The sequence below is a fragment of the Xenorhabdus sp. IM139775 genome (genome assembly GCF_028598745.1).
GTDB lineage: Bacteria > Pseudomonadota > Gammaproteobacteria > Enterobacterales > Enterobacteriaceae > Xenorhabdus.
In genome coordinates this window covers 51,223-73,181 of sequence record NZ_JAQRFK010000012.1, presented here as the reverse complement: position 1 = coordinate 73,181, position 21,959 = coordinate 51,223, and the positions used below count along the sequence as shown (strand labels likewise).

The window sequence follows — 21,959 nt, the reverse complement described above, 5'->3', positions numbered from 1 at the left end:
TGACTTTTCGAGCCCTTCACCAAAAAACTCCCTGTGATCATGCAAACAGAGGTAACGGAATGTGGATTAGCATGTCTAGCTATGATTGCTGCTTTGCATGGTCGTGAAACCGATGTCTATAGTATGAGAAGGGTTTTCGATGTATCTAACAATGGAATGTCATTAAGGCAACTCATGACGGCAGCGGGACGAATAAACATGAATGCTAGGGCTGTGCGTCTTGATCTTGACGAACTCAGTGGTGCTAGGCTTCCGTGCATTCTGCACTGGTCTTTTAATCATTTCGTGGTGTTGAAAAAAATCACAAAGAAAGGTGCAATTATCCATGATCCAGCCTTAGGGAGAAGGGATATTTCTTTAAAAGAGCTTTCAAATAAATTTACTGGTATCTCCCTAGAAGTGTGGCCACAACCTGATTTTAAAAAAGAGAAGGTAAGTGAAGGCATCACAATTACGGATATGTTCCGAGGTGTGGTCGGCCTTGGAAGCACACTGTTTAAAATCATTCTACTGTCGCTTCTTATTGAGGGATTTGCTCTTTCCATCCCTTTCGGCTCTCAATTCATTATTGATGTGACGCTACGATCCAGTGATCTCGAGATGTTAAATTTGATTGTTGTTGGTGTTATTTTTCTACTGATCCTCCGCTCAGCTCTCAGTATCATTCGAGCTTGGACGCTGATGGCAATGCGTTATTCACTTGGAATACAGTGGAGCGTAGGTTTTTTTAACCGATTGCTTAATCTACCGTTAGCATTCTTTGAGAAGCGTCACGTGGGAGATATAGCCTCTAGACTGACATCGCTTAACGAGATAAAGGAAGCCTTTACGGCGGAGATGCTCACTTCTTTGCTCGATGTGCTCATCCTACTTACACTGATCGTACTGATGTTCTGCTACAGCCCGCTTCTGTCTATTATTTTGCTGTTTATTTCCTCTATTTATTTCGGGGTAAAACTCGCCATCTATGGTACATACAAGGGAGCAAGAGTCGAGGCAATAACTCACGAGGCGCAGCAGTCATCTCATTTCCTCGAGACGGTGCGAAACGTGGCATGCGTTAAGGTGTTTGCTCTGACTGAATGTCGGCGTATTGCATGGCTTAATAAAGTGATTGATGCTGCTAATGCCCGGGCTCATTTGTTTAAGGTAGACCTCATAAATCAAACTCTTTCTGGGTTCCTTACCGGCCTTTCATCGGTCGCGATTTTGTTCTTTGGCGGTAACCTCATGGAGCAAAATGTAATAACAGCAGGCATCCTGTTTGCTTTTATGCTCTATTCGGATATGTTCCTTACGCGTTTTGTTAAGGTAATAAATTCTTTTTTTGACTTTCGTCTTATATCTATACACACGGATCGTCTCACAGATATTGCAACGGCAGAAACAGAAAGTGTTTGGTATCCGGAAAATCCCATTTCCCTTGATAATGTTACTGGTAGGATAACGCTAAACGCTCTCGCATATCGTTATGGAGAAGCTGAGCCATTCATTTTCGAAGGTATCGACATGGAGATTAATGCTGGCGAGAGTGTGGCAATCGTGGGGCCATCAGGTTGTGGTAAATCGACTCTTCTCAAGGTTATGTCTGGTCTGATTATTCCTCAATCAGGGAATGTATTAGTAGATGGTGTCAGCGTGCGGCAGATTGGTATTGACGAATATCGCCGACACACAGCATTTGTAATGCAGGATGATAAGCTCTTTGCGGCTTCCCTAATGGATAACATTTCCTCCTTTGACCCTCAACCCGATATTGAATGGATGCATAAATGCACCAAGGCTGCCGCAATACATGACGAGATTATGGCTATGCCGATGCAGTATGAAACTATGATAGGTGACATGGGAAGTATTCTTTCGGGGGGACAAAAGCAACGCGTATCTCTTGCAAGAGCGCTCTATAAGCGTCCACGTATTCTCTTTCTTGATGAGGCTACTAGTAACCTTGATGTCTTTAATGAGCGAAAGATAAACGAAGCGGTGAAACAGATGTCCATCACTCGCGTCTTTGTGGCTCACCGGCCAGAAACGATTTCTGTTGCAGATCGGATTTATAACCTAAAGGACAAAGCCTTTACTGAGTTTGAAGTTGTCAATATTGCCTGTTGAAGACATGAGTTGAAAATATATCTTCCGTCGATAAATAATCCAAATTTATCGACGGTCATTAAGAAATAAAATCAAGAAAATAACGTTAATAATAACGCCGCTAAATACAGGCCAACGCCATAAGAAGTATGTGCCATCAGGCTTCTTAATCTGGCGGTATTGGGGGCGGGTGTTTTAGAAGCGGCAATACCCATGCCCATGCCCGGCTGCATAATGAAGAAAGGGGCAACTAACGTCACGATACCGGTCATTAAAGCGGGTAGAAAAGTGGGGTGTTGCGCCCAATCTGGTCCATAAATGAGTAATAAGAAGCCGGCAAAAATGATCCCAATCAGATAGTGAGCTAACCAACCCATGCCGGTTTCACCTTTTACGGGGTCGGCTTGTAGGATGCTGGTATGGATAAATTTGCCTTTGGGAATATGCCCGATCCAGCGGCCTACCATGCTATAGTTCAGTGAGGGAATGCCGAAACACCGTTTTATGAAAACCGCCCAAAGATCCATAACAACTGTTGCACCAGCACCAATCAATATAGAATAAATAATAAACGCCAATCCTTCATTCATCTGTTGCGATCCTCCGAATTGTGGCTATCTGTATGGTCAATTAACGGGTACTCGAAATGGCTAAAAAACTTTGATACCATAATAATCAATTAGTTCATTGAATATAATAATGCAGGAAGTATAAAGTCAATGTTTGATAAAGAAATTCTGGTTGAGATCGCAGAAATTGCGAAGGTGTTGGGAAATTCCCATCGATTGGTACTACTTGAGTGTCTGATCGACACTGAACAATCCGTGGAAAGTTTGTCGGCGCTTTCCGGCCTGTCGATTGCCAATACTTCCCAACACCTCCAGCATCTCAAACGTGCCGGGTTACTCCAGTCGCGCAAATCCGGCAAGCATGTGCTTTATCGTCGGAGCGAAGGGCCTATTGTGACAATTATCGCTGCACTGCAACAATATGCCGAATTTAACCGCAAAGAGATGCGTAGGTTGATCGATGATTCGAGCAGTCAGGAAGCCATTTCATGGGAAGAACTGCTGGAGAGGATCAAAGCAAAGAGTATGACGTTACTTGATGTCAGGCCCAAAGAGGAGTTTGCACAGGGCCATTTACCCAATGCCATGAATATTCCGGTTGATGAACTGGAAAACCGGCTGGATGAATTGGCATCCAATCAGGAACTCATCGCTTATTGCCGTGGCCCTTATTGCGTCCTTTCTGCCAATGCCCTCGCACTGCTGCGTGCTAAGGGAATTCAGGCCCGCCGGTTTAAAAAAGGCTTTTCGGGCTGGAAAGAAGCCGGCATGCGCATTGAAACTGACCCAACAGGGGATGAATAAATATCCAGCGATCGTACTCACATTTCTGTCGTTCAAAAATTGAGCCGCCAGCAAAAGCCAATAGAATTTAACTTCTTGAAGCATAGGCAATGCGGAAAACGAGGGAAGTGGCATGAAATACCAGATACTGGCTCAAGAAATTATTGCAGGCGTTGGGGGTAAAGAAAATATTGTCAGCCTCGTTCATTGTGCGACTCGGCTGCGTTTCAAACTACGGGATCGTGCACTCACCGATATCAAGAAGCTAAAAGCCCATCCCGATATCATTACGGTGGTTGAGAGCGGGGGGCAATGTCAGGTTGTGATTGGCAATGAAGTCAAAGAGGTCTATCAGGTTATTCAACAACGGCTGGCATTGGCGGATGAAACATCCCCAATGATCAATCCAACGGACAAACGAGATAATATATTTAACCGTTTTATCGATATTATTTCGGGTATCTTTACCCCATTTTTAGGGGTGATGGCCGCGTCCGGGATCTTAAAAGGCTTGCTTGCCGTTGCCGTTGCATTTCATTGGTTAACGCCTGACAACGGCACTTATCGTATCTGGTATGCCGCCAGTGACTCGCTGTTTTATTTTTTTCCTTTATTACTTGGCTATACCGCAGGTAAAAAATTCGGGGGGAATCCATTTATTACGATGGGGATTGGTGGGGCATTGGTCCATCCCCTGATCATCTCTGCTTTTGAGACGTCAATGGTTGCCGGCAGTACAACGGAATATTTTATGGGCATTCCCCTCTCATTTTTGAATTATAGCTCTTCGGTGATCCCCATTATTTTTGCTTCTTGGATAAGCTGTAAAATAGAGAAAAAACTGGACTCCTGCCTGCCTGCCGCCCTCAAAACCTTCGCGACGCCCCTTATCTGCCTGACGTTGATTGTTCCGCTCGTGTTTATTGTGATTGGGCCGGTAGCGACTTGGCTAAGTTATTCATTGGCTGATGGTTATCAAACAATATATGGATTTGCGCCCGCTATAGCCGGCGCGATCATGGGGGCAATCTGGCAAGTCTGTGTCATCTTCGGCCTGCATTGGGGGTTAGTGCCCATTATGCTCAACAACCTGACTGTTTTGGGCCACGATACGTTAATCCCTCTGTTGTTGCCTGCCGTAATAGGGCAAACGGGAGCCGCATTGGGGGTTTTCCTGCGTACCCGCGATGCTAAATTGAAGATGCTGTCGGCTTCTGCGGTTACCGCGGGGATATTTGGTATCACGGAACCGGCGGTTTATGGGGTTACCCTGCCTTATCGTCGGCCATTTATTTTTGGCTGTATTGCGGGTGCGATAGGTGGCTCTGTGACTGGCTATTACCAAAGTGCCGTCTATTCAATAGGACTGGGCAATATTTTCGCTTTCATGCAAATGATCCCGCCATCAGGGATCGATAATACCGTATGGGGTGCAATGATTGGGACATTGCTGGCGTTGGTTATTGCGACCATTTTGACGTGGATGTTTGGTCTGCCCGCAGTGACCCATCCACCGACAGAAGATAAAACCGATAAAAACCAATCTGAATTTCCACTGAAGCCTTAAGCGCCTATAAGAGGGGGTTTGAATGAAACAGTTTCCAGCGCATTTTCTATGGGGAGGCGCGATTGCTGCCAATCAAGTTGAAGGGGCTTATTTGACGGACGGAAAAGGTCTTTCTACATCAGATGTTTTGCCGCAGGGGATTATTGGCCCCGTGGTTGAACGTGATCCTTCGGATACAACTCCCTATCTCAAAGATATTGCCATCGATTTTTATCACCGTTATCCCGAAGATATCGCCTTGTTTGCCGAAATGGGATTTAAATGCTTACGTACCTCCATTGCCTGGAGCCGGATTTTTCCTCATGGGGATGAAAAGCAACCCAATGAAGCAGGTCTGGCATTTTATGACAGATTGTTCGACGAAATGGCCAAATATGGCATTCAACCTTTGATCACCCTATCTCACTATGAAATGCCGTGGAGGTTAGTCAAAAAATATGGCGGGTGGGGGGATCGTAAACTGATCGCATTTTTTGAACACTATGCGCGCACGGTATTTACCCGCTACCAGCATAAGGTGAAATTGTGGCTGACATTCAATGAAATTAATATGTCACTGCATGAACCCTTGACAGGCGTCGGCTTGCCGAGAAACAGCAGTCAATCAGAGATCTATCAAGCTATTCACCATCAATTGGTTGCCGGTGCCAGAGTGGTGAAATTGTGCCGAGAAATCATTCCTGATGCCCAGATTGGAAATATGTTGCTTGGCGGTCTGATGTATCCATTAACCTGTAAACCCGAAGATGTGCTGGCGACGTTGCAGCAAAATCAAAAATGGTTGTTTTTTGGCGATGTTCAATGCCGTGGCAATTATCCCGGCTATATGCTGCGTTATTTTCGCGAGCATGGCATCGAACTTACCATAACAGGGCAAGATCGGCAGGATCTGAAAAATACCGTCGATTTTATTTCATTCAGTTATTACTTGAGTGGTTGCACGACAGCGGATGAAGCGGAATACCAGAAACAGCAGGGCAATATCCTGCATATGGTGGCTAATCCTTATCTGCCCAGTTCAGAGTGGGGCTGGCAGATAGATCCCGTTGGTTTGCGCACGATATTGAATTTGCTGTGGGATCGCTATCAGAAGCCATTGTTTATTGTTGAGAATGGCTTGGGGGCGAAAGATACGCCGGATGCGGATGGCCGTATTCAGGATGACTATCGTATCCAATACCTTAACGATCATCTGCTCCAAGTCAGGGAAGCGATCGAAGATGGGGTGGATGTGATGGGGTATACCAGCTGGGGGCCGATTGATTTGGTCAGTGCTTCAAAAGGCGAGATAACCAAACGTTACGGTTATATCTATGTTGATCAGAATGAACAGGGAACAGGCACACTGGAACGACGCCGTAAGCAGAGTTTTTATTGGTATCAGCAGGTGATTGAAACGCATGGCCGTAGCTTGCGTGAATAATGTTACCTTATTGACCCTGAAAGGTTCTGAATGCACTCAGAACCTTTTCACTCGATGATTATAAGCGCCGTGCGCTTTTCGGCCGGAACGCAGCGACAACGGTTTCATCCGTTTCCACATAAGGGCCGTCGAGCAGTTGGATGCAGTAGGGAACACTGGCAAAAATTCCCGCGACCAACACCTTGCCGTTTTCGTCTTTCAGTCCTTCCAGCGTCTCTGCAATGGCTTTTGGTTGTCCGGGAAGATTGAGGATCAGCGCTTGATTGCGGATCACGCCGACTTGTCGGGACAGGATGGCAGTTGGCACAAATTGCAGGCTGATTTGGCGCATCTGTTCCCCAAATCCGGGCATTTCACGATCAGCAATAGCCAGTGTTGCATCCGGCGTGACATCACGACGTGCCGGGCCGGTTCCCCCGGTGGTCAGTACCAGATGGCATCCCAATTCATCGACCAATTCACACAATGTTTGTTCAATCAGGATTTGCTCATCAGGGATCAGGCGGGTTTCTATGCTAAAAGGTGTGGTAATGGTTCTTTTCAGCCACGCTTCCAGTGCCGGCAGCCCCTTATCCTGATAAACCCCTTGTGAAGCGCGATCAGAAACAGACACGAGGCCAATGCGCAATACATTCATACAAACCTCAATTCGCTATAAAAATAAGAAAAAAGAATAAAATGTGTGGCTGCAACTTGAAATTTATTGAGTAAAGGCGACTCATATTATGTCGCCTTTGTATAAGATATTTGTGTAAGAAACACGGTGCAAGAAAAATAGCGTCTCGCCGGAGATTACAGCAGATCAGCGATCATGCTCTCAAGTTTGCCTTGATCTACCGCAAACTTACGGATACCTTCCGCCAGTTTTTCAGTTGCCATTGCATCTTGGTGGTGGTTCCAGTAGAACTCAGCTTCAGTCATTGGCGCTGGACGTGCTTTGATTTCGCCTTCATAACCCAGTTTGCACTCGACTTCACCTTCGGTTTCAGACAGCTCTTTCAGCAGTGCCGGAGAGATTGTCAGGCGGTCACAACCTGCCAGTTCCAGAATTTCACCAGAGTTACGGAAACTTGCTCCCATCACAACCGTGTTGTAACCGTGTTCTTTGTAGTACTGATAAATCTCCGCAACGGAAACCACACCCGGATCTTCATGTGGTGCGAATTCTTGCTTGCCACTGTTTGCTTTGTACCAGTCAAGGATACGGCCGACAAATGGCGAAATCAGGTAGACACCGGCTTCGGCACAAGCACGCGCCTGAGCGAAGGAGAACAGCAGTGTCAGGTTACAGTTGATGCCTTCTTTTTCCAGTTGTTCCGCAGCACGGATGCCTTGCCAAGTGGAAGCCAGTTTAATCAGGATGCGATCGTTGCTGATGCCCGCTTCGTTGTACAGTTTGATCAGGCGTTTTGCTTTCGCGACGCTGGCTTCGGTGTCATAAGACAGGCGCGCATCAACTTCTGTGGAGATCCGGCCGGGGATCAGTTTCAGAATTTCCAGACCAATGTTGACAGCCAATTTATCGCCGGCATCAATAATTTGTTGTTCACGGGAGTCGCTTTGACTACGCGCCCATTCAACGGCTTCATCAATCAGTTGGCGATATTCTGGAATTTGCGCAGCGTTCAAAATCAGGGAAGGGTTGGTGGTCGCATCTTGCGGCTGATACAGTTTCATTGCCGCGATATCCCCGGTATCTGCTACTACTGTTGTCAGTTTACGCAGGGAAGTCAGTTTATCGGTCATGTTTAATATCTCATCGTTATACGTAAAATTGTTGGCAGCGTTGCCTTGCCATCCGGTGATAATAACATGGTCAAGCGCGGCTGTAAGGTAGGAAAATCGTCTCACTGAGATTCTCCCCTTTGCGTGCTTTTTTGCTAAAGTGGGGAAAGTCTGGATTATGAGGAAAAAATGATGCTTATTACCCTTTCACCTGCAAAAACACTCGATTATGAAAGCCCTCTCGCAACAGAAAAGTTTAGCCAACCGCAGTTATTGTCGGGATCCCAGCAACTGATCGAGATTTGCCGGACGCTGACACCGGCGCAAATCGGCAGTTTGATGGGGATCAGTGATAAATTGGCGGGGTTGAATGCCGCGCGTTTTGGTGAATGGCAGCCTGATTTCACCCCGGAAAATGCCCGTCAGGCGATTTTGGCATTTAAAGGCGATGTTTATACCGGGATGCAGGCCGAAACTTTCTCCGCCGGCGATTTTGATTTTGCCCAAACGCACTTGAGGATCCTATCCGGCCTGTATGGGGTGTTGCGTCCTCTCGACTTGATGCAGCCTTATCGTCTGGAAATGGGGATTAAACTGGAAAATCCGCGCGGTAAAGACCTGTATCAGTTCTGGGGTGACCGCATTACGGAAAACTTAAATGCCGCACTGGAACAACAGGGTGATGATGTTCTGGTTAATCTGGCCTCCGATGAGTATTTCAAATCGGTCAATCGCAAAAAGCTGGCAGCCAAGATGATCAAGCCGGTTTTTCTGGATGAAAAAAAGGGCAAATACAAGGTGATTAGTTTCTACGCTAAAAAAGCGCGTGGATTGATGAGCCGTTTTATCATCCAGCATCAATTGACCGATCCTGCCCGGCTGGTGGAGTTCAATCTGGAAGGATATGCGTTTGATGAATCTCTCTCCAACGGGGACGAGTTGGTGTTTAAGCGATCTGAACAGGGTTAATTTTTAGTACCATTCCCTATAAACTCCAAGTTGCGGCTCTCAAGACGAAAGCCGTAACGGTTCAATCCTCATCACGAAGTGGGGTTTGGGCATACAAAAGATCTGCGGCACGGTGGCAAAGCTCTGTAAATAGGGCGATTTCACCTTGGGACATATTAGACACGACAATATCAGCCATGTTATGCCTGCTGGACTCGACCCGCTGCAAAAATGTTAGCCCTTTTGGACTCAATTTAGTGACCAACTCTCGTTTATCGTTTTCCCCCGCTTCTTGTTCAATAAATTCTTTATCTTTTAACAATCTTAGAATTTTAGACATCTTAGAGCGGGTAAAACCGAGTTTTTCGCCAATCACACTCGGATTCATCGGCTGGTATTGTCGGAGTAAATGTAAAGTATCATATTGTGGCCATGAAATACCTTCCGGATTTGTGATGGTTCTTCTTGCCACCAGAACACACTGGAGCCAGCCCAAGGCATTTTCAAAAGACGTTACGTCAGTATCATGAGTATCTTGATTATTTGTTTTCATGTGGATTCTTTTACAACCTGCATTTCGAAAGTAAAATGAACTAATTGCCTGTTCCATATATAAAAATCTATATCGAAAGATGTTCTTATAAGGAACAGGCCTGTAAATATCCACTTATTTACGATTAAGGACAGCAAAAATCAAGAAAAAATGGCTGATCGGTTTAGGACATCCTCATAGTCATGTAATTCCTTAATTTTACCATCGTTCAATTTAAATACATTTATATATAAACAATAAAAACCTTTTTTGTAGGGTAATGTTTCACCATTCAGTCGATATTCAACGATAAAAGTATCGGGATTATCTGTGGGGTACAGTTCTATATCCTGAACTGATGTAAAGATCAGGGGTGCCTGACCAAAACTTGTTGAGTAATGCTCAAGTATCTGTGACTGGCCCTCAATTGTATCGCGACTGGTACGAAATGGTAACTTCAGAATACCATCGCCACAAAACAGAGAAGCGAGTTTTGTCGGTGACTTTTCTAAAACTGCGGCTATATAATTATCAAACACAACTTTAAACATTATTTCTCCTTAGTATTTTACAGGGTTCTTATGTTTAGGTTTATATGACTGTATGATTTCTCTACCCAAAAAATAACAAATTAATTTTTCGAAAGTTTGTATATTAATATCTGGAAAATCGAGACCTAGGCCTTTAATGGCTTCGTGTGTGATTTGGTTGTTATAGGTATTATTACCAATATTCAAAGCATTTTCTTTAAAAAGGTGGATCAATGAACCTAGAGCAACGTCATTGCCATTGACAACCATTTGTTCGAGTTTTTCTAACCATTCTGACTCAGAAATCGTTGTTATGTTATGCCCTGTTTGTTTGATAGCCAGATATGCCGGGGTAAAATCAGTGCCTTTCGGATGAAACAAATGGAAGTTTTGATGCTCATGTGTCTTAGCAGAGGTTGATAATGCCACAATGGTCTGACTGACAAAATCAACAGGTAATAGATCAGTACTTAGCAATTCCGGATATGGTGCCATTTCCATTTGAATAAAGCTTTTAATTTGTCGCCATAAAAAATCATCTTTTTGACATGCACCAGTAACACTGTCACCTGATATACGCCCTATCCGATAAATATTGATATCGACACCTTGATATCTGGCTTGCTGCACATACTGCTCAGCCACCCATTTACTTTGGGTATAACCGATAGAGAGTGAATTTGGGCAGTCTGGGAGGTTATTTTCTGTTATTGGCTGATTAGAATAATCTGGGGAAAATACAGCGATGGTAGAAATGTACTCCAGTTTCTTACGCTCATGGTGACAACAAAAATTAATGATTTCCACGATGCCATCGACATTCGTTCCTTTAACACTATTGTATGGAAGAACAAAATTAATCTGGGCCGCTGCGTGATATATTTTAGATATTCGCTCTGATAATGATTGATATTCTGCCTCAGGTAAATTAAATTTTGGCTTGGCAATATCCCCCGCCACAATTTCAACACGTGAAAAATCAATATCATGATTGATGCCATAGCGATGAGCATTTTTTATTATACGGTTCAATCCTGTATTGTTATCTGTGGCTCTGACTAAACAAATTACTTTACCGGTTAGTTGTTGCAGTAAAGCACGAAGCAGATAGATGCCTAAAAAACCGGTAGCTCCTGTGAGTAATACGTCGCTGCTTTTTGATGAATTTAATTGTTGCGTATAAGTCCAATCATGCTGGATGAAAGCATCGTTAACAAATGTACGCTTTATTTCATCATCTGATTTTTTGCCTTTATCCAGATAGATATCAACTGACGTTGCCATGTCGTGCAGGGTAGGAGTACTGAATAGTAATTTGAGTGGAAAATCGACATTAAATTGTTTGCGCAGTAAATATACTAGCTGTGTGGCTAACAGTGAATGCCCTCCGATATTGAAGAAATTATCTCCCAGTTTAATAGATCGGTTCGGAAGAATTTTTTGCCAAAGTAATTTTACTGTTTGTTCGGTTGAAGTCAGAATCTCTTCAATGTTGTTTTCTTCAACATCACCCGACATTTTCGTTATTTCAATGTGGTGTAGTGCTTTTCGATCAATTTTACCGCTAGGGGTAGTTGGAAGAGCAGGTAAAAATACGAACTCACTTGGGATCATATAATCCGGTAGATAGTTGCGTAATCTCGTTAGTAGCTCAACCCGTTCTAGTGGCACAGTCGTGATTATGAAAGCCACTAGCATTCTGTTACCTGCTGATATTTCCTTTCCAATAACAGCGGAGACTTTTACTTCATCCAATGAATTGATAACTGCTTCTATTTCTGATGGTTCAATGCGGAATCCCCGGATTTTTAACTGATTATCCAGACGACCAAGGTATGTAAATGAGTCATTTGATTTTAGTTTTATCAGATCGCCGGATTTATAAGCATGTTGGCTAAGTGCACCTGGCCAGTTTCCAGTTAAAAATCGCGTTTGAGTTTCATGATCTTTGTTGTGATAACCAGGGGATAGAAAGTCACTGATAATCCAAAGTTCACCTGTTACACCACTTGGAACCATACGCTTGTGTTCATCTAATACAAGCATTGTGAATCCGGGTAGTGGATACCCGATTGATGCACTGTCTCCCCATGAAGATATATCTTCCGGCATGACATAAGCAGAACAAACATGACTCTCTGAAGGGCCATAAAGGTTAATTAGTCTTCGGTTGACATTAAACATGTGTTTAATGTCAGAGGTGAGAACCAGCTGTTCCCCTGTTGAGTAGACTTCATCAAGAGTTGGTAATTGAGCTTTATTCGTGAATACTAATTGAGCCAGATGTTGAAGTGCCACATAGGGAAAATATGCCCGGCGGATCCCATTTGACTCAATGATATTTTGCAAATGATGCAAATCTTTGCGTTCTTCTTCATCTGTAATATATAACTTTCCGCCGGTACATAAAGTTCCAAATATTTCCTGTACAGAAACATCAAAAGACAAAGACATATAATGAAGAGTACAATCACCTTCACCACAAATAGTGATCCCTTTTTGCCATATAAGAAGATTGGACAATGTCTTATTCAGTAAACGCACGCCTTTGGGTTGTCCTGTCGAGCCGGAAGTGTAAATGACATATAATTCATCTTCTGGTTTCCGTTGTACTGATTGCCAGCTAACATCGGGTGTTAATACCGTTTCATTTAACACAAATTTGTGGATGGTCGTAGGTAATGTGGTAACAAATTCACTGGTGGTGACTATACAATCCACCGCTGCATCCCGGAGCATATATTTAATACGTTCCTGAGGGTAACTTGGGTCAATGGGAACATAAGATGCTCCCGTTTTTAAAACGGCCAGCAAAGCAGCAATAGAATCTTCATTTCGGTTCAGCAATAAACCGATTCGTGAACCAACACCAGCGGTGTAATGTGTAGACATGATCTCAGCAAGCTGGTTGGCGCGATTATCTAACCATCCATAAGTCCAGTGACCGTGACGTGTTATTAATGCAATATTGTTCGGATGAATTTTGGCATATTCCTCAATCTCATTAATAAAACATTGGTTGTTCATGTCAGTGAATGGGGTGCTTGAACGATTGACTATGGATAATTGTTCATTTTGAGTCAGTATTTCAACTTCACCTAAAGTCTTTTCCCTCCAATTTCCCATACATAAAGCTGTTTGTTTATAGAGTTCCAGCCAATATTGAATGGTGCTGTCTCTAAATAGCTCAGCATTAAACTCCATAATGAAATGGTGAGATGCCCCTGTTTCGACAAATAGGGTTAAATCATATTTAGCTGATTGAATATATTGCTCAGTGATCTTTATCGAGTAAGGAAAACCTTGAAATACATCATTAATACTAGCAAGATTTACAAGTAATGTTTGAAAAATAGGGTTATCCAGGCCAACGTTCTGACCTGTATCGGCGACAATGTCAGTAAATGGTAATTGTTTATTAGAATGGGCCTGAATAAAGCGGTTACGAACGGATATTGCAAACTGATTCACTGTGCTATCTGGATCTAAATAAGATCTGAATGGCAAAGTATTGACCAAATATCCTACAGTTTCTTCAAATTCACTGTTATCCCGTAATGCGAAGGGGATCCCAATGGTGATATCTTTTTGGGCAGACAAACGATACAGTAAAAACTGCCAGCACAGGGTCATATACATGAAAGGGGTCATAGCAAGATTTCGAGCGTGCTCAGCTACTTTCAAAGCATCTTCATGGCTAAGTTCCAGGTGACAATAACCGGCTTGGGTTCCCCTGCATTCTTTTCTGGGATAATCTGTCGGGAGATCTACCATAGGAGGGTAGGGTGTAAGTATTTCCTTCCAATAGTCTTTCATCGTGGAAATTTCAGGTTTGGCTAATTGCTCCTTTTGCCATTGGGTGAACTCCAGATAATCAGCATGGGTTTTCAGATAATGAAACTCTCTGTTTTCAGCTAAATGAGCATAACATTCGAGAATATTCTTTATAAAAATAGTCACTGATGAAGCATCAACGATAATATGATGAAAACAACACGCTAACCAACACCGGTTTGATTCCCCTGTTATCAAGCAGATATCGAATAATGGTCCTTTTGACAAATCATAGTGTTTTGACGCCATTTGCCGAATAACTTCTTCTGGGTGATTTACCTCAGTGAGAGTTTTATGCGTAATATGAATGTGATAGGGTTGTTCTATGACTTGATAAAGCTGATCTTGATTGAATGTAAAATGTGTGCGCAAAACTGGAGTAACTTCAACAAATTGAGTCACTGCCTTTTCCACTAAGCTGTGATCTAGTTGGGTCCCTATCTCGATGAGTAATGGTACATTGTAGCTTTCGGGGTGGCTCAGTACCTGATCAAGTAACCATAACCCTTTTTGCCCCGGTGTACTGGGTATGTATGTTTTGTTACCTAAGATATCCTTTACTGCTTTGTTCAATGATTCATTGCCCATTTTTTCTCTCCAAGTCATTTTGCCCAAACTGAGCTGCTAATTTTTCGACACTGTCCATTGAAAACACATCGGCAGATGAAACATGAATACCAAGAGTTTTACTGACAAGAGAGGCTAATTTGATGAGATGAAGGGAATTTATTTCCTGTTCCCAAAATGAAGTTGCTGGATCAAGGTTCTTATGACCCGTGATCTCTTCCCATATTGAGAGAATTTTTGATTCTATATTGTCATCTTGTTGTTGGTGCATTCCATCAACAATAAACTGAGCCATCTGAGTTCGATCACGTTTACCATTTTTATTCATGGGTAAAAAATTAACATGTGTAAACCGTTCCGGGACCATGTATGAAGGTAGCTTTGAATTCATAAACTCGCGAAGATTGGTGCCGGATAGCGAATCTGACTTACTCAGATAATAGGCATGTAACAAAGACTCATTATTAGTCTGTTCTGTAGTTACGATGACATCGTCTATTTCAGGGTGTGAACGTAGTGTATGTTCCACTCCGGTAATTTCGACCCTGAAGCCACGAATTTTACACATATCGTTACTCCGCCCCAGTAGTGTAATATTGCCGGATTTATCTCTTTTGGCCTTGTCACTAGTACGGTAATAACGTTCGTGATTACCATTAATATTTAGCCAAACAAAACGCTCATTAGTTAATTCAGGGTCTGAATACCCTTCAGCAAGCCCTGCGCCGCTGATGCAAAGTTCTCCGGGCATATCAGGGGCACAAACTTCTAAATTATCATCCAGCACGAGCATATTAACGAGAGGCAATGGGTGACCAACAGGAACAGGCGAATCAGCGTCGAGTATTACATCGGGTAGTACCTGATAAACAGAAGTGAGGGCTGAGTTTTCCGTACATCCCATTCCATTGAATATGCGCCCCTTACCTGCCTTGGACGCCATTGAGAACAGTTTTGGGTTAACAAAATCACCTGAAACAATGACACAATCAGGTTTATGTAAAGTATCAGGAGAAACTTCTGCAAATAACCGGAATAGCCCACCAGACAAGAAAAGAACAGAAATACGCTGATGATTAATGATGTCATCGATTTCAGCTAAATCAGGAACATTTTTGGGATAAATAACAAGTGTGGCTCCGGTCAGGAGGCTTATCCAGATTTCATTAGCACTTGCAGCAAATGATGGCTCTGCAAGTTGTAAATAGCGGTCATTGTCTGTATTACCCAACTGGCTGACAGGGATTGCCAGGCGAGTTAGCCCACAATGACGTATAATCACACACTTGGGGTTACCTGTTGAGCCGGATGTCAACAACATCATCACAGGGTCTGTCGCAACTAACGCTTCGGATACGCATTCAAATCCTGTTGGTATGTAATCTACATTGCGGGCTTGAGAAAAAAGGTTTTCTACGGAGATAACCGGATAATTTATTTGTGAATTGATTAAGTTCAGACTGTTTTTTTTGAATTCAGATGATTCAGGGTAATCAGCATCTGAAATCAGTAAACTGATATCAACAGACTTGATATAATCTGCCATATATTGTTTAGGGCTGTTATTATTAAACGTATTGCTTAACGGAACAATAATAGCCCCTAGTCTAATTGCCGCTATCATTACCAGATATAATTCAAGGCTGCGAGTTATATCAATTGCTACCTTATCCCCTTTTTTTATTTCTATTTTTTGTAAAGCAAATGCTATCTGGGACGATTGCTCCCAAAGATCACGATATGATAATGTTTTCGAGTAAAATATTAACGCTGGTTTATTAGGGTATTTATTTACTACTTCACTCAAAATATTGGGTATAGTACGTAACTGTCCAACTTGTTTTTCAATCATGCGGGAAGCCCCCCATATTTAATGTGAATTAAATATGTGAATGTATATTAAATAATCTTTAAGATATGTTACGGTAATGTTATAGGGTGGTTTTGTTCATTTTGATTTGTTTCTGTAGCCTAAAATACTGATGAGACAAAGTCTACAATGTAACCCTGAATTCAGTCAAATGATTTCCAAAAGAAAATCATATTTTTGGAAATTGCATTTTCGTTTAATTTAAACCCTTTAAAAACAATATGTTAATTTTTATTAAATGATAATTTAATTTTAATAGTTGACAGTATGTGTGTGTATTATGGATGATTAATTTCATCTGGTTTCATGTAGGATCACCATTCTTATTAATACAGGAAAATCGTATGGATGAGTAAATATCGTTCAATCCAAGTGATTGATACGCTATTTTTATGCAAAAAATTTATCATTTTGATTTAAATACAGCCTAAGAAAGTATTTATTTCACTTTTGGTTTTTTTTTGAAAAACATTCATTCGGTTTCCTTGCTTATTAACAGGGAATATGTTCTCGATTAAATTATTAATTCACCCTTCATTAGAAGTAGAGTATGAGTCAGGGCGCGAGCACACTATTTTAGCTGCGTTTTGAAGATGATTATCTCTTAATATTCGGTTTTAATAGTGTTTTTATCGAGTGAAATTTAATCACACAGGCAATTCTTTAGACTTTTATAGAAAACTAAAGAATTAAAGAACAAGAGTGACATTTTAAGTTCAAATATTAATCAAAGTATGCTCGCGCCCTGAGTATGAGTCAGATGAATGAATTAGAAATTATTAACTCTCCATGGCAGCAACCAAATTGGAACAATTTGGAAACATTATCTGTCATAAAGAACGAATTATTGAAATTGCCGCCATTAATTCACCATAAAGATTTGGCGCATTTTTATAATCAATTGGAAAAAGTTTGGTTAGGCAAAGAAGTAATAATTCAAATGGGTGATTGTGCCGAACGGGTCATTGAATGTGATCGACAATCGGTTGTTCCGAAAATTGATTTTTTACATAAATTATCAGGCATTTTTTCTATTTTACTGAATAAGCCTGTGATCACAGTTGGCCGCATTGCGGGTCAATATGCAAAACCCCGTTCTAATGCAATTGAAAAATACCAGAATACTACATTACCTGTATGGCGCGGCGATTGTGTAAATAGCCCGGAACCTGTCCCGGAAGCCAGAATAAATGATCCCAAACGGATGTTAATCAGTTATCACGCGGCTTCACAAACTCTGTCTACGATTGATGATTATATTCGAAGTAGACTCGATATGAATTTACAAGTTTGGACAAGCCATGAAGCCCTACTATTGGACTACGAACATTCTCAGTTGAGAACCACATCTGATAGGCGGAAATATCTTGGTAGTACCCACTGGCCTTGGATCGGTATTCGTACCCTTGATTTAAATAGTCCCCATGTTGAGATGTTATCAAATATAGATAACCCAGTAGCATGTAAAATCAGCGATCAAGTTTCTCCTGATTTAATCACTGGGCTATGCAAAAAACTCAACCCGCACAAAATCCCCGGAAGGCTGACATTTATCACCCGTTTTGGCCACAAGCATATTCATAAACTCAGCCCTCTCATTGATGCTGTATTGGAGACAGGTATCCCCGTGCTTTGGATGTGTGATCCCATGCATGGGAATACAACAAAAACAGAGAATGGAAATAAGCGACGAATTTTTGAAGAGATGGTGGATGAAGTTACCCGTTTTCAAACCCAGTTAGCCGAACGTCATGCTTGCTGTGCAGGTATTCATTTAGAAACGACTGTCGAAGATATCGCTGAGTGTTTTGGCTGCGGATTTAATCCTAAAGAATCCGAATTATCAAACATCGTATGTGACCCACGATTGAATAAAATACAGGCAATTGAACTCATTAAACAATGGGCAATGAATCAGGAGGCATTATGACATTTGACAAAAAGTATGTTGCAGTGATTACCGGTGCATGTGGTGGTATCGGAGAAGCCACCGCCAGACAATTGGCGAGGGAAGGAATAACCTTAGCACTTATTGATAAACAGGCAGATGCGTTGCAATCTCTGGTGACTAGACTTAGCCATGAATATTCTCAATCTATTATCAGTCTTCCAGTGGACGTTGCCGAACCTCAACAAGTTGTTAGCGCATTTCTTGCAATCAGAAATCAACTTGGACCCATCGGTTATTTGGTTAATGGTGCTGGTGTGTTACACCATGATTCTGTTGAAAACACAGATATTGATGCATGGAACCGTATCTTTGCTGTGAATGCGACGGGGGTATTCAACGTCAGCAAAGCCGCAGCCAGTTATATGACGGAGCAAAAAAAAGGCAGCATCGTGACTGTTGCTTCAAATGCTGCACGAGTCCCCCGGGCAATGATGGCAGCATATTGTGCCTCAAAAGCGGCTGCTCAAGCTTTTACATATGCACTTGGGTTGGAGGTGGCTCCATTTGGAATCCGGTGTAATGTCGTCGCTCCCGGCTCAACAGATACACCAATGCTACGCGGTATGTGGAAAAATGAAAACGATAAAAGCTTCACATTGGACGGTAATCCAGAGCAATTCCGTATTGGTATTCCATTACGTAAGGTTGCCACATCAAACGAAATTGCCGCAGCTGTTTGTTTCTATCTAAGTGAAGAATCTAGTCAAACGACGTTGTCGACTTTGTTGGTGGATGGTGGGGCTGCATTAGGTAGCTGTTAGTACATAGCAAGCAAGAGATACAACATGAAAAAGATATTATCGTACCCATTGCCCGGATATGCTGATTTACCCAAATCGACAGCAAATTGGTTCCCAGATCGGCATCGCACAGCTTTGCTGATCCATGATATGCAAAAATATTTTGTGGATTTTTTTGAAACTGAAACAAGCCCGATAAATGGTGTCATCAGCAACATCTATATGCTATTGAATATTGCCAGAAATTTTAATATTCCCGTGTTTTATACCGCTCAACCCGGCAGTATGACCCCAGAACAACGCGGATTATTAAAAGATATATGGGGTGAAGGCATGAAATCAATAGATGAGCATCGGGAAGTTATCCCGTTCCTGACCCCCATTAAAGATGAAACCGTGCTGACGAAATGGCGTTATAGTGCGTTCTTTAAATCTAATCTGCTAAACCATTTAAGGGATTTGAACCGTAGTCAACTGATCATTTGTGGCGTGTATGCCCATATAGGATGCTTGTCCACCGCTATTGATGCTTATTCACATGATATTGAAACCTTCTTTGTATCAGATGCCATGGCAGACTTTTCAGAGGAAAAACACCACATGGCATTGAAAATGGCGGCAGAAATATGCGCTGTAGTGGCATCGACGGAACAAGTCATTGCAAATCTAAGAAAATGATACGTTGGGAAAGCTAAAAAACCTGATATGACAGATTATAAGGGGAAATCATGTTGCAGAAAGAATTACCACAGGGAGAACTGCAATCAGATGATGCAAAAAATCTCTTTAGCCGTTTAGTGAAGGCGAATAAACCTTTTGCATGTATTTATCGCCCATTATCTGATACTAAAGATTCTTTTTTATTACTTGAGGGGAAAATAACATACAGCCATTCACTCTCAGCACTAGAGCTAATTTCGTTGGAACCAACTCCTCCATTAACATCAGACAGTTTCGATACAATGGGGGTGATATCTCCTGAAGAGCTGAGTGCTACTCAATTAATTATCATTCCATTCAATCAAATTGCCGAAAAAGGGTTTGTATGCCATAACGATAATGAGCCAGTTATTATCATGAGCATCGAAACACAGGTTTGTTATCAAATAAGCAAATGGGGATTTATTGAGAATAGCAAGCAGATAAAAGCGGATAATATATTTTTTGATATCACAGACAAAAATTACATTCAGATGGTAGAACATGTTATCAACGATGAGATTAGTGCCGGAGAGGGCAGTAATTTCGTTATGTCGAGAAGTTTAGAAGGTGATATTGAAAACTTTTCATTGGAGGATGCGCTCTCACTATTTAATCGATTACTGATAAATGAATGCGGTTCCTATTGGACATGGATTGTTTATACTGGTGACCGCTATTTTATCGGCAGCAGCCCGGAGCAACATATCCAAGTGGATGGTAAAGAGGTTGCCATGAACCCAATAAGTGGCACGTTAAAATATCCGGAAAAAGAGGTAGAACAGGCTTTATACCACTTCATTAACAACAAAAAGGAACAGAATGAACTCTTCATGGTCGTTGATGAGGAATTGAAAATGATGAGCCGGATATGTGACAGTGATATTACGGTAGTCGGTCCTCAGTTAAAGATGATGTCTCGGGTTGCACATACGGAATATTTTATCCACGGTTCAACATCACAGACAATTCAAACTATCCTGAAAGAGTCCTTGTTCGCACCAACCGTGACTGGAAGCCCGGTGGAAAATGCGTCTCAGGTTATTAAGCGCAGGGAAAATCGAGGTCGTGGGTATTACAGTGGTGTTATTGGCATGATTGGAGTTAAGAATAACCAACGTTATCTGGATTCCGCTATCTTAATCCGGGCTGCTGATATTACAAAAAATGGGCATTTCCGATTGACATCAGGGGCAACAATTGTTCGTGATTCGATCCCGGAAAATGAAGCTGAAGAAACCAAAGCAAAATTGAGTGGTTTAATGAGTTCTTTTTTTGATGAGAAAAAAGACATTCATTCAACCAATAATACCCAATTATCTGAACATGTGTTGAGTAATATCACTGCAATATTACGGCAGCGTAATCATAAAGCTTCATCTTTCTGGTTAGGAAAGTCTAAAAAAATAGCATTGGCGTCCAATTTTCTCCCCTCTATTACGCTCATTGATATGGAGGACTCATTTACGGAGATGATTGCCCACCAACTGCGTTATATCGGGCATGATGTGACGATTGTTTCATGGCTTGAGTCTGGCGTGTGTTTGCCACAATTAATGAATTCAGGTAAAACAGATATTCTGTTTATTGGTCCAGGGCCAGGAGACCCAAACGCTGTCAATCATGACAAAATGGCAGCGGGACGCGCACTGATCACAAATCGTTTAAAACAGAATTTACCACTAATTGGAACCTGTCTTGGGCATCAACTCATTTGTGCTGAATTTGGTTTGCCCATCAAACGGCTGCCAAAAACACGTCAAGGAACTCAATATAAAATAGCCATTGAGCATATAACCTGTAATGCTGGGTTTTATAATAGTTTTGCAGCGATGCACAAATTACCACATTGGTTTGCGTCAAAATACAATCGATTGGTTTATCTTGAACGATTAGATAAGAGTGAAATTATTGCATTGAAATCTAATAACGTGGCGTCAATACAATTTCATAACGAATCTTTTTTAACTACCGATGCATTTCCTATTTATAACTGGATGATTGATAATGCTATAGGTTACGCAGGTAAAGAATTATAAAATAATATGTCGTAGAATCTCGTTGGGACAACCTATGTAGTAACATGCTGAATAATACACTGGGTTGTCCCGCTTAACTAATTGCTATTTT

The 21,959-nt window shown here is 42.0% G+C and carries 15 protein-coding genes and 1 pseudogene; 9 read left to right on the top strand and 7 right to left on the bottom strand.

All coding sequences use genetic code 11. The features are described 5' to 3' along the window. Positions 1–39: 39 nt before the first annotated feature. Complete coding sequence (locus PSI17_RS04645) at positions 40–2,112, top strand: peptidase domain-containing ABC transporter (protein WP_443255998.1); 2,073 nt, start codon at positions 40–42, stop codon at positions 2,110–2,112. Between the two features lie 71 nt (positions 2,113–2,183). On the opposite strand, the gene PSI17_RS04640 is transcribed toward PSI17_RS04645, so the two are convergent. Continuing rightward, the gene (locus PSI17_RS04640; RefSeq protein ID WP_273550846.1) at positions 2,184–2,681 is read right to left on the bottom strand and encodes a DUF2938 domain-containing protein; all 498 of its coding nucleotides are present in this window, start codon (positions 2,679–2,681) and stop codon (positions 2,184–2,186) included. Between the two features lie 129 nt (positions 2,682–2,810). Between PSI17_RS04640 and PSI17_RS04635 the strand changes: the two genes are divergently transcribed. The 3 genes and pseudogenes from PSI17_RS04635 to PSI17_RS04625 all read left to right on the top strand — a co-directional run bounded on the left by PSI17_RS04635 (position 2,811) and on the right by PSI17_RS04625 (position 6,433). After that, positions 2,811–3,464 carry an ArsR/SmtB family transcription factor gene (locus tag PSI17_RS04635; protein WP_273550845.1) on the top strand — a complete coding sequence of 218 codons (654 nt, stop codon included), beginning with the start codon at positions 2,811–2,813 and terminating at the stop codon, positions 3,462–3,464. A 112-nt stretch (positions 3,465–3,576) separates the two neighbouring features. Further along, a pseudogene (locus PSI17_RS04630) lies at positions 3,577–4,950 on the top strand (PTS transporter subunit EIIC); the annotation flags it as partial. Between the two features lie 82 nt (positions 4,951–5,032). Then, a complete protein-coding gene (locus PSI17_RS04625) occupies positions 5,033–6,433 on the top strand; it encodes a glycoside hydrolase family 1 protein (protein ID WP_273550844.1) in 1,401 nt (466 codons plus the stop codon). Between the two features lie 58 nt (positions 6,434–6,491). On the opposite strand, the gene mog is transcribed toward PSI17_RS04625, so the two are convergent. Both mog and tal read right to left on the bottom strand, forming a co-directional pair. Next, on the bottom strand, positions 6,492–7,070 hold the full coding sequence (gene mog / locus PSI17_RS04620; RefSeq protein ID WP_198689853.1) for a molybdopterin adenylyltransferase: 579 nt from the start codon (positions 7,068–7,070) through the stop codon (positions 6,492–6,494). Between the two features lie 155 nt (positions 7,071–7,225). Then, positions 7,226–8,179, bottom strand: a complete 954-nt coding sequence (gene tal / locus PSI17_RS04615; protein ID WP_198689852.1) for a transaldolase — start codon at positions 8,177–8,179, stop codon at positions 7,226–7,228. Between the two features lie 171 nt (positions 8,180–8,350). Here tal and yaaA point away from each other — a divergent pair, with 171 nt between their 5' ends. Then, positions 8,351–9,127, top strand: a complete 777-nt coding sequence (yaaA, locus tag PSI17_RS04610; RefSeq protein WP_273550849.1) for a peroxide stress protein YaaA — start codon at positions 8,351–8,353, stop codon at positions 9,125–9,127. A gap of 61 nt (positions 9,128–9,188) precedes the next feature. Here the strand turns inward: yaaA and PSI17_RS04605 are convergent, their stop codons facing one another. The 4 genes from PSI17_RS04605 to PSI17_RS04590 form a co-directional block, all read right to left on the bottom strand. Beyond that, the gene (locus PSI17_RS04605) at positions 9,189–9,659 is read right to left on the bottom strand and encodes a MarR family winged helix-turn-helix transcriptional regulator (protein WP_273550843.1); all 471 of its coding nucleotides are present in this window, start codon (positions 9,657–9,659) and stop codon (positions 9,189–9,191) included. Between the two features lie 140 nt (positions 9,660–9,799). Continuing rightward, positions 9,800–10,189, bottom strand: coding sequence for a nuclear transport factor 2 family protein (locus PSI17_RS04600; RefSeq protein ID WP_273550842.1), 390 nt, complete (start codon positions 10,187–10,189; stop codon positions 9,800–9,802). Positions 10,190–10,198: 9 nt separating this feature from the next. After that, a complete protein-coding gene (locus PSI17_RS04595) occupies positions 10,199–14,590 on the bottom strand; it encodes a non-ribosomal peptide synthetase family protein (protein WP_273550841.1) in 4,392 nt (1,463 codons plus the stop codon). Further along, on the bottom strand, positions 14,580–16,421 hold the full coding sequence (locus tag PSI17_RS04590) for a non-ribosomal peptide synthetase (RefSeq protein ID WP_273550840.1): 1,842 nt from the start codon (positions 16,419–16,421) through the stop codon (positions 14,580–14,582). The genes PSI17_RS04595 and PSI17_RS04590 overlap by 11 nt, the downstream gene beginning before the upstream one ends. Before the next feature lie 778 nt (positions 16,422–17,199). Here PSI17_RS04590 and PSI17_RS04585 point away from each other — a divergent pair. Genes PSI17_RS04585 through PSI17_RS04570 form a run of 4 tightly spaced genes read left to right on the top strand, consistent with a single transcriptional unit; the run spans position 17,200 to position 21,868 of the window. Continuing rightward, positions 17,200–18,369 carry a 3-deoxy-7-phosphoheptulonate synthase gene (locus tag PSI17_RS04585; RefSeq protein ID WP_273550839.1) on the top strand — a complete coding sequence of 390 codons (1,170 nt, stop codon included), beginning with the start codon at positions 17,200–17,202 and terminating at the stop codon, positions 18,367–18,369. Then, positions 18,366–19,151 (top strand): SDR family NAD(P)-dependent oxidoreductase, encoded by a 786-nt coding sequence (locus tag PSI17_RS04580; RefSeq protein WP_273550838.1) that lies wholly within the window; start codon positions 18,366–18,368, stop codon positions 19,149–19,151. The genes PSI17_RS04585 and PSI17_RS04580 overlap by 4 nt, the downstream gene beginning before the upstream one ends. Before the next feature lie 24 nt (positions 19,152–19,175). Continuing rightward, positions 19,176–19,808, top strand: coding sequence for an isochorismatase family protein (locus PSI17_RS04575; protein ID WP_273550837.1), 633 nt, complete (start codon positions 19,176–19,178; stop codon positions 19,806–19,808). A gap of 50 nt (positions 19,809–19,858) precedes the next feature. Beyond that, the gene (locus tag PSI17_RS04570) at positions 19,859–21,868 is read left to right on the top strand and encodes a chorismate-binding protein (protein WP_273550836.1); all 2,010 of its coding nucleotides are present in this window, start codon (positions 19,859–19,861) and stop codon (positions 21,866–21,868) included. The last annotated feature ends 91 nt before the right edge of the window (positions 21,869–21,959 follow it).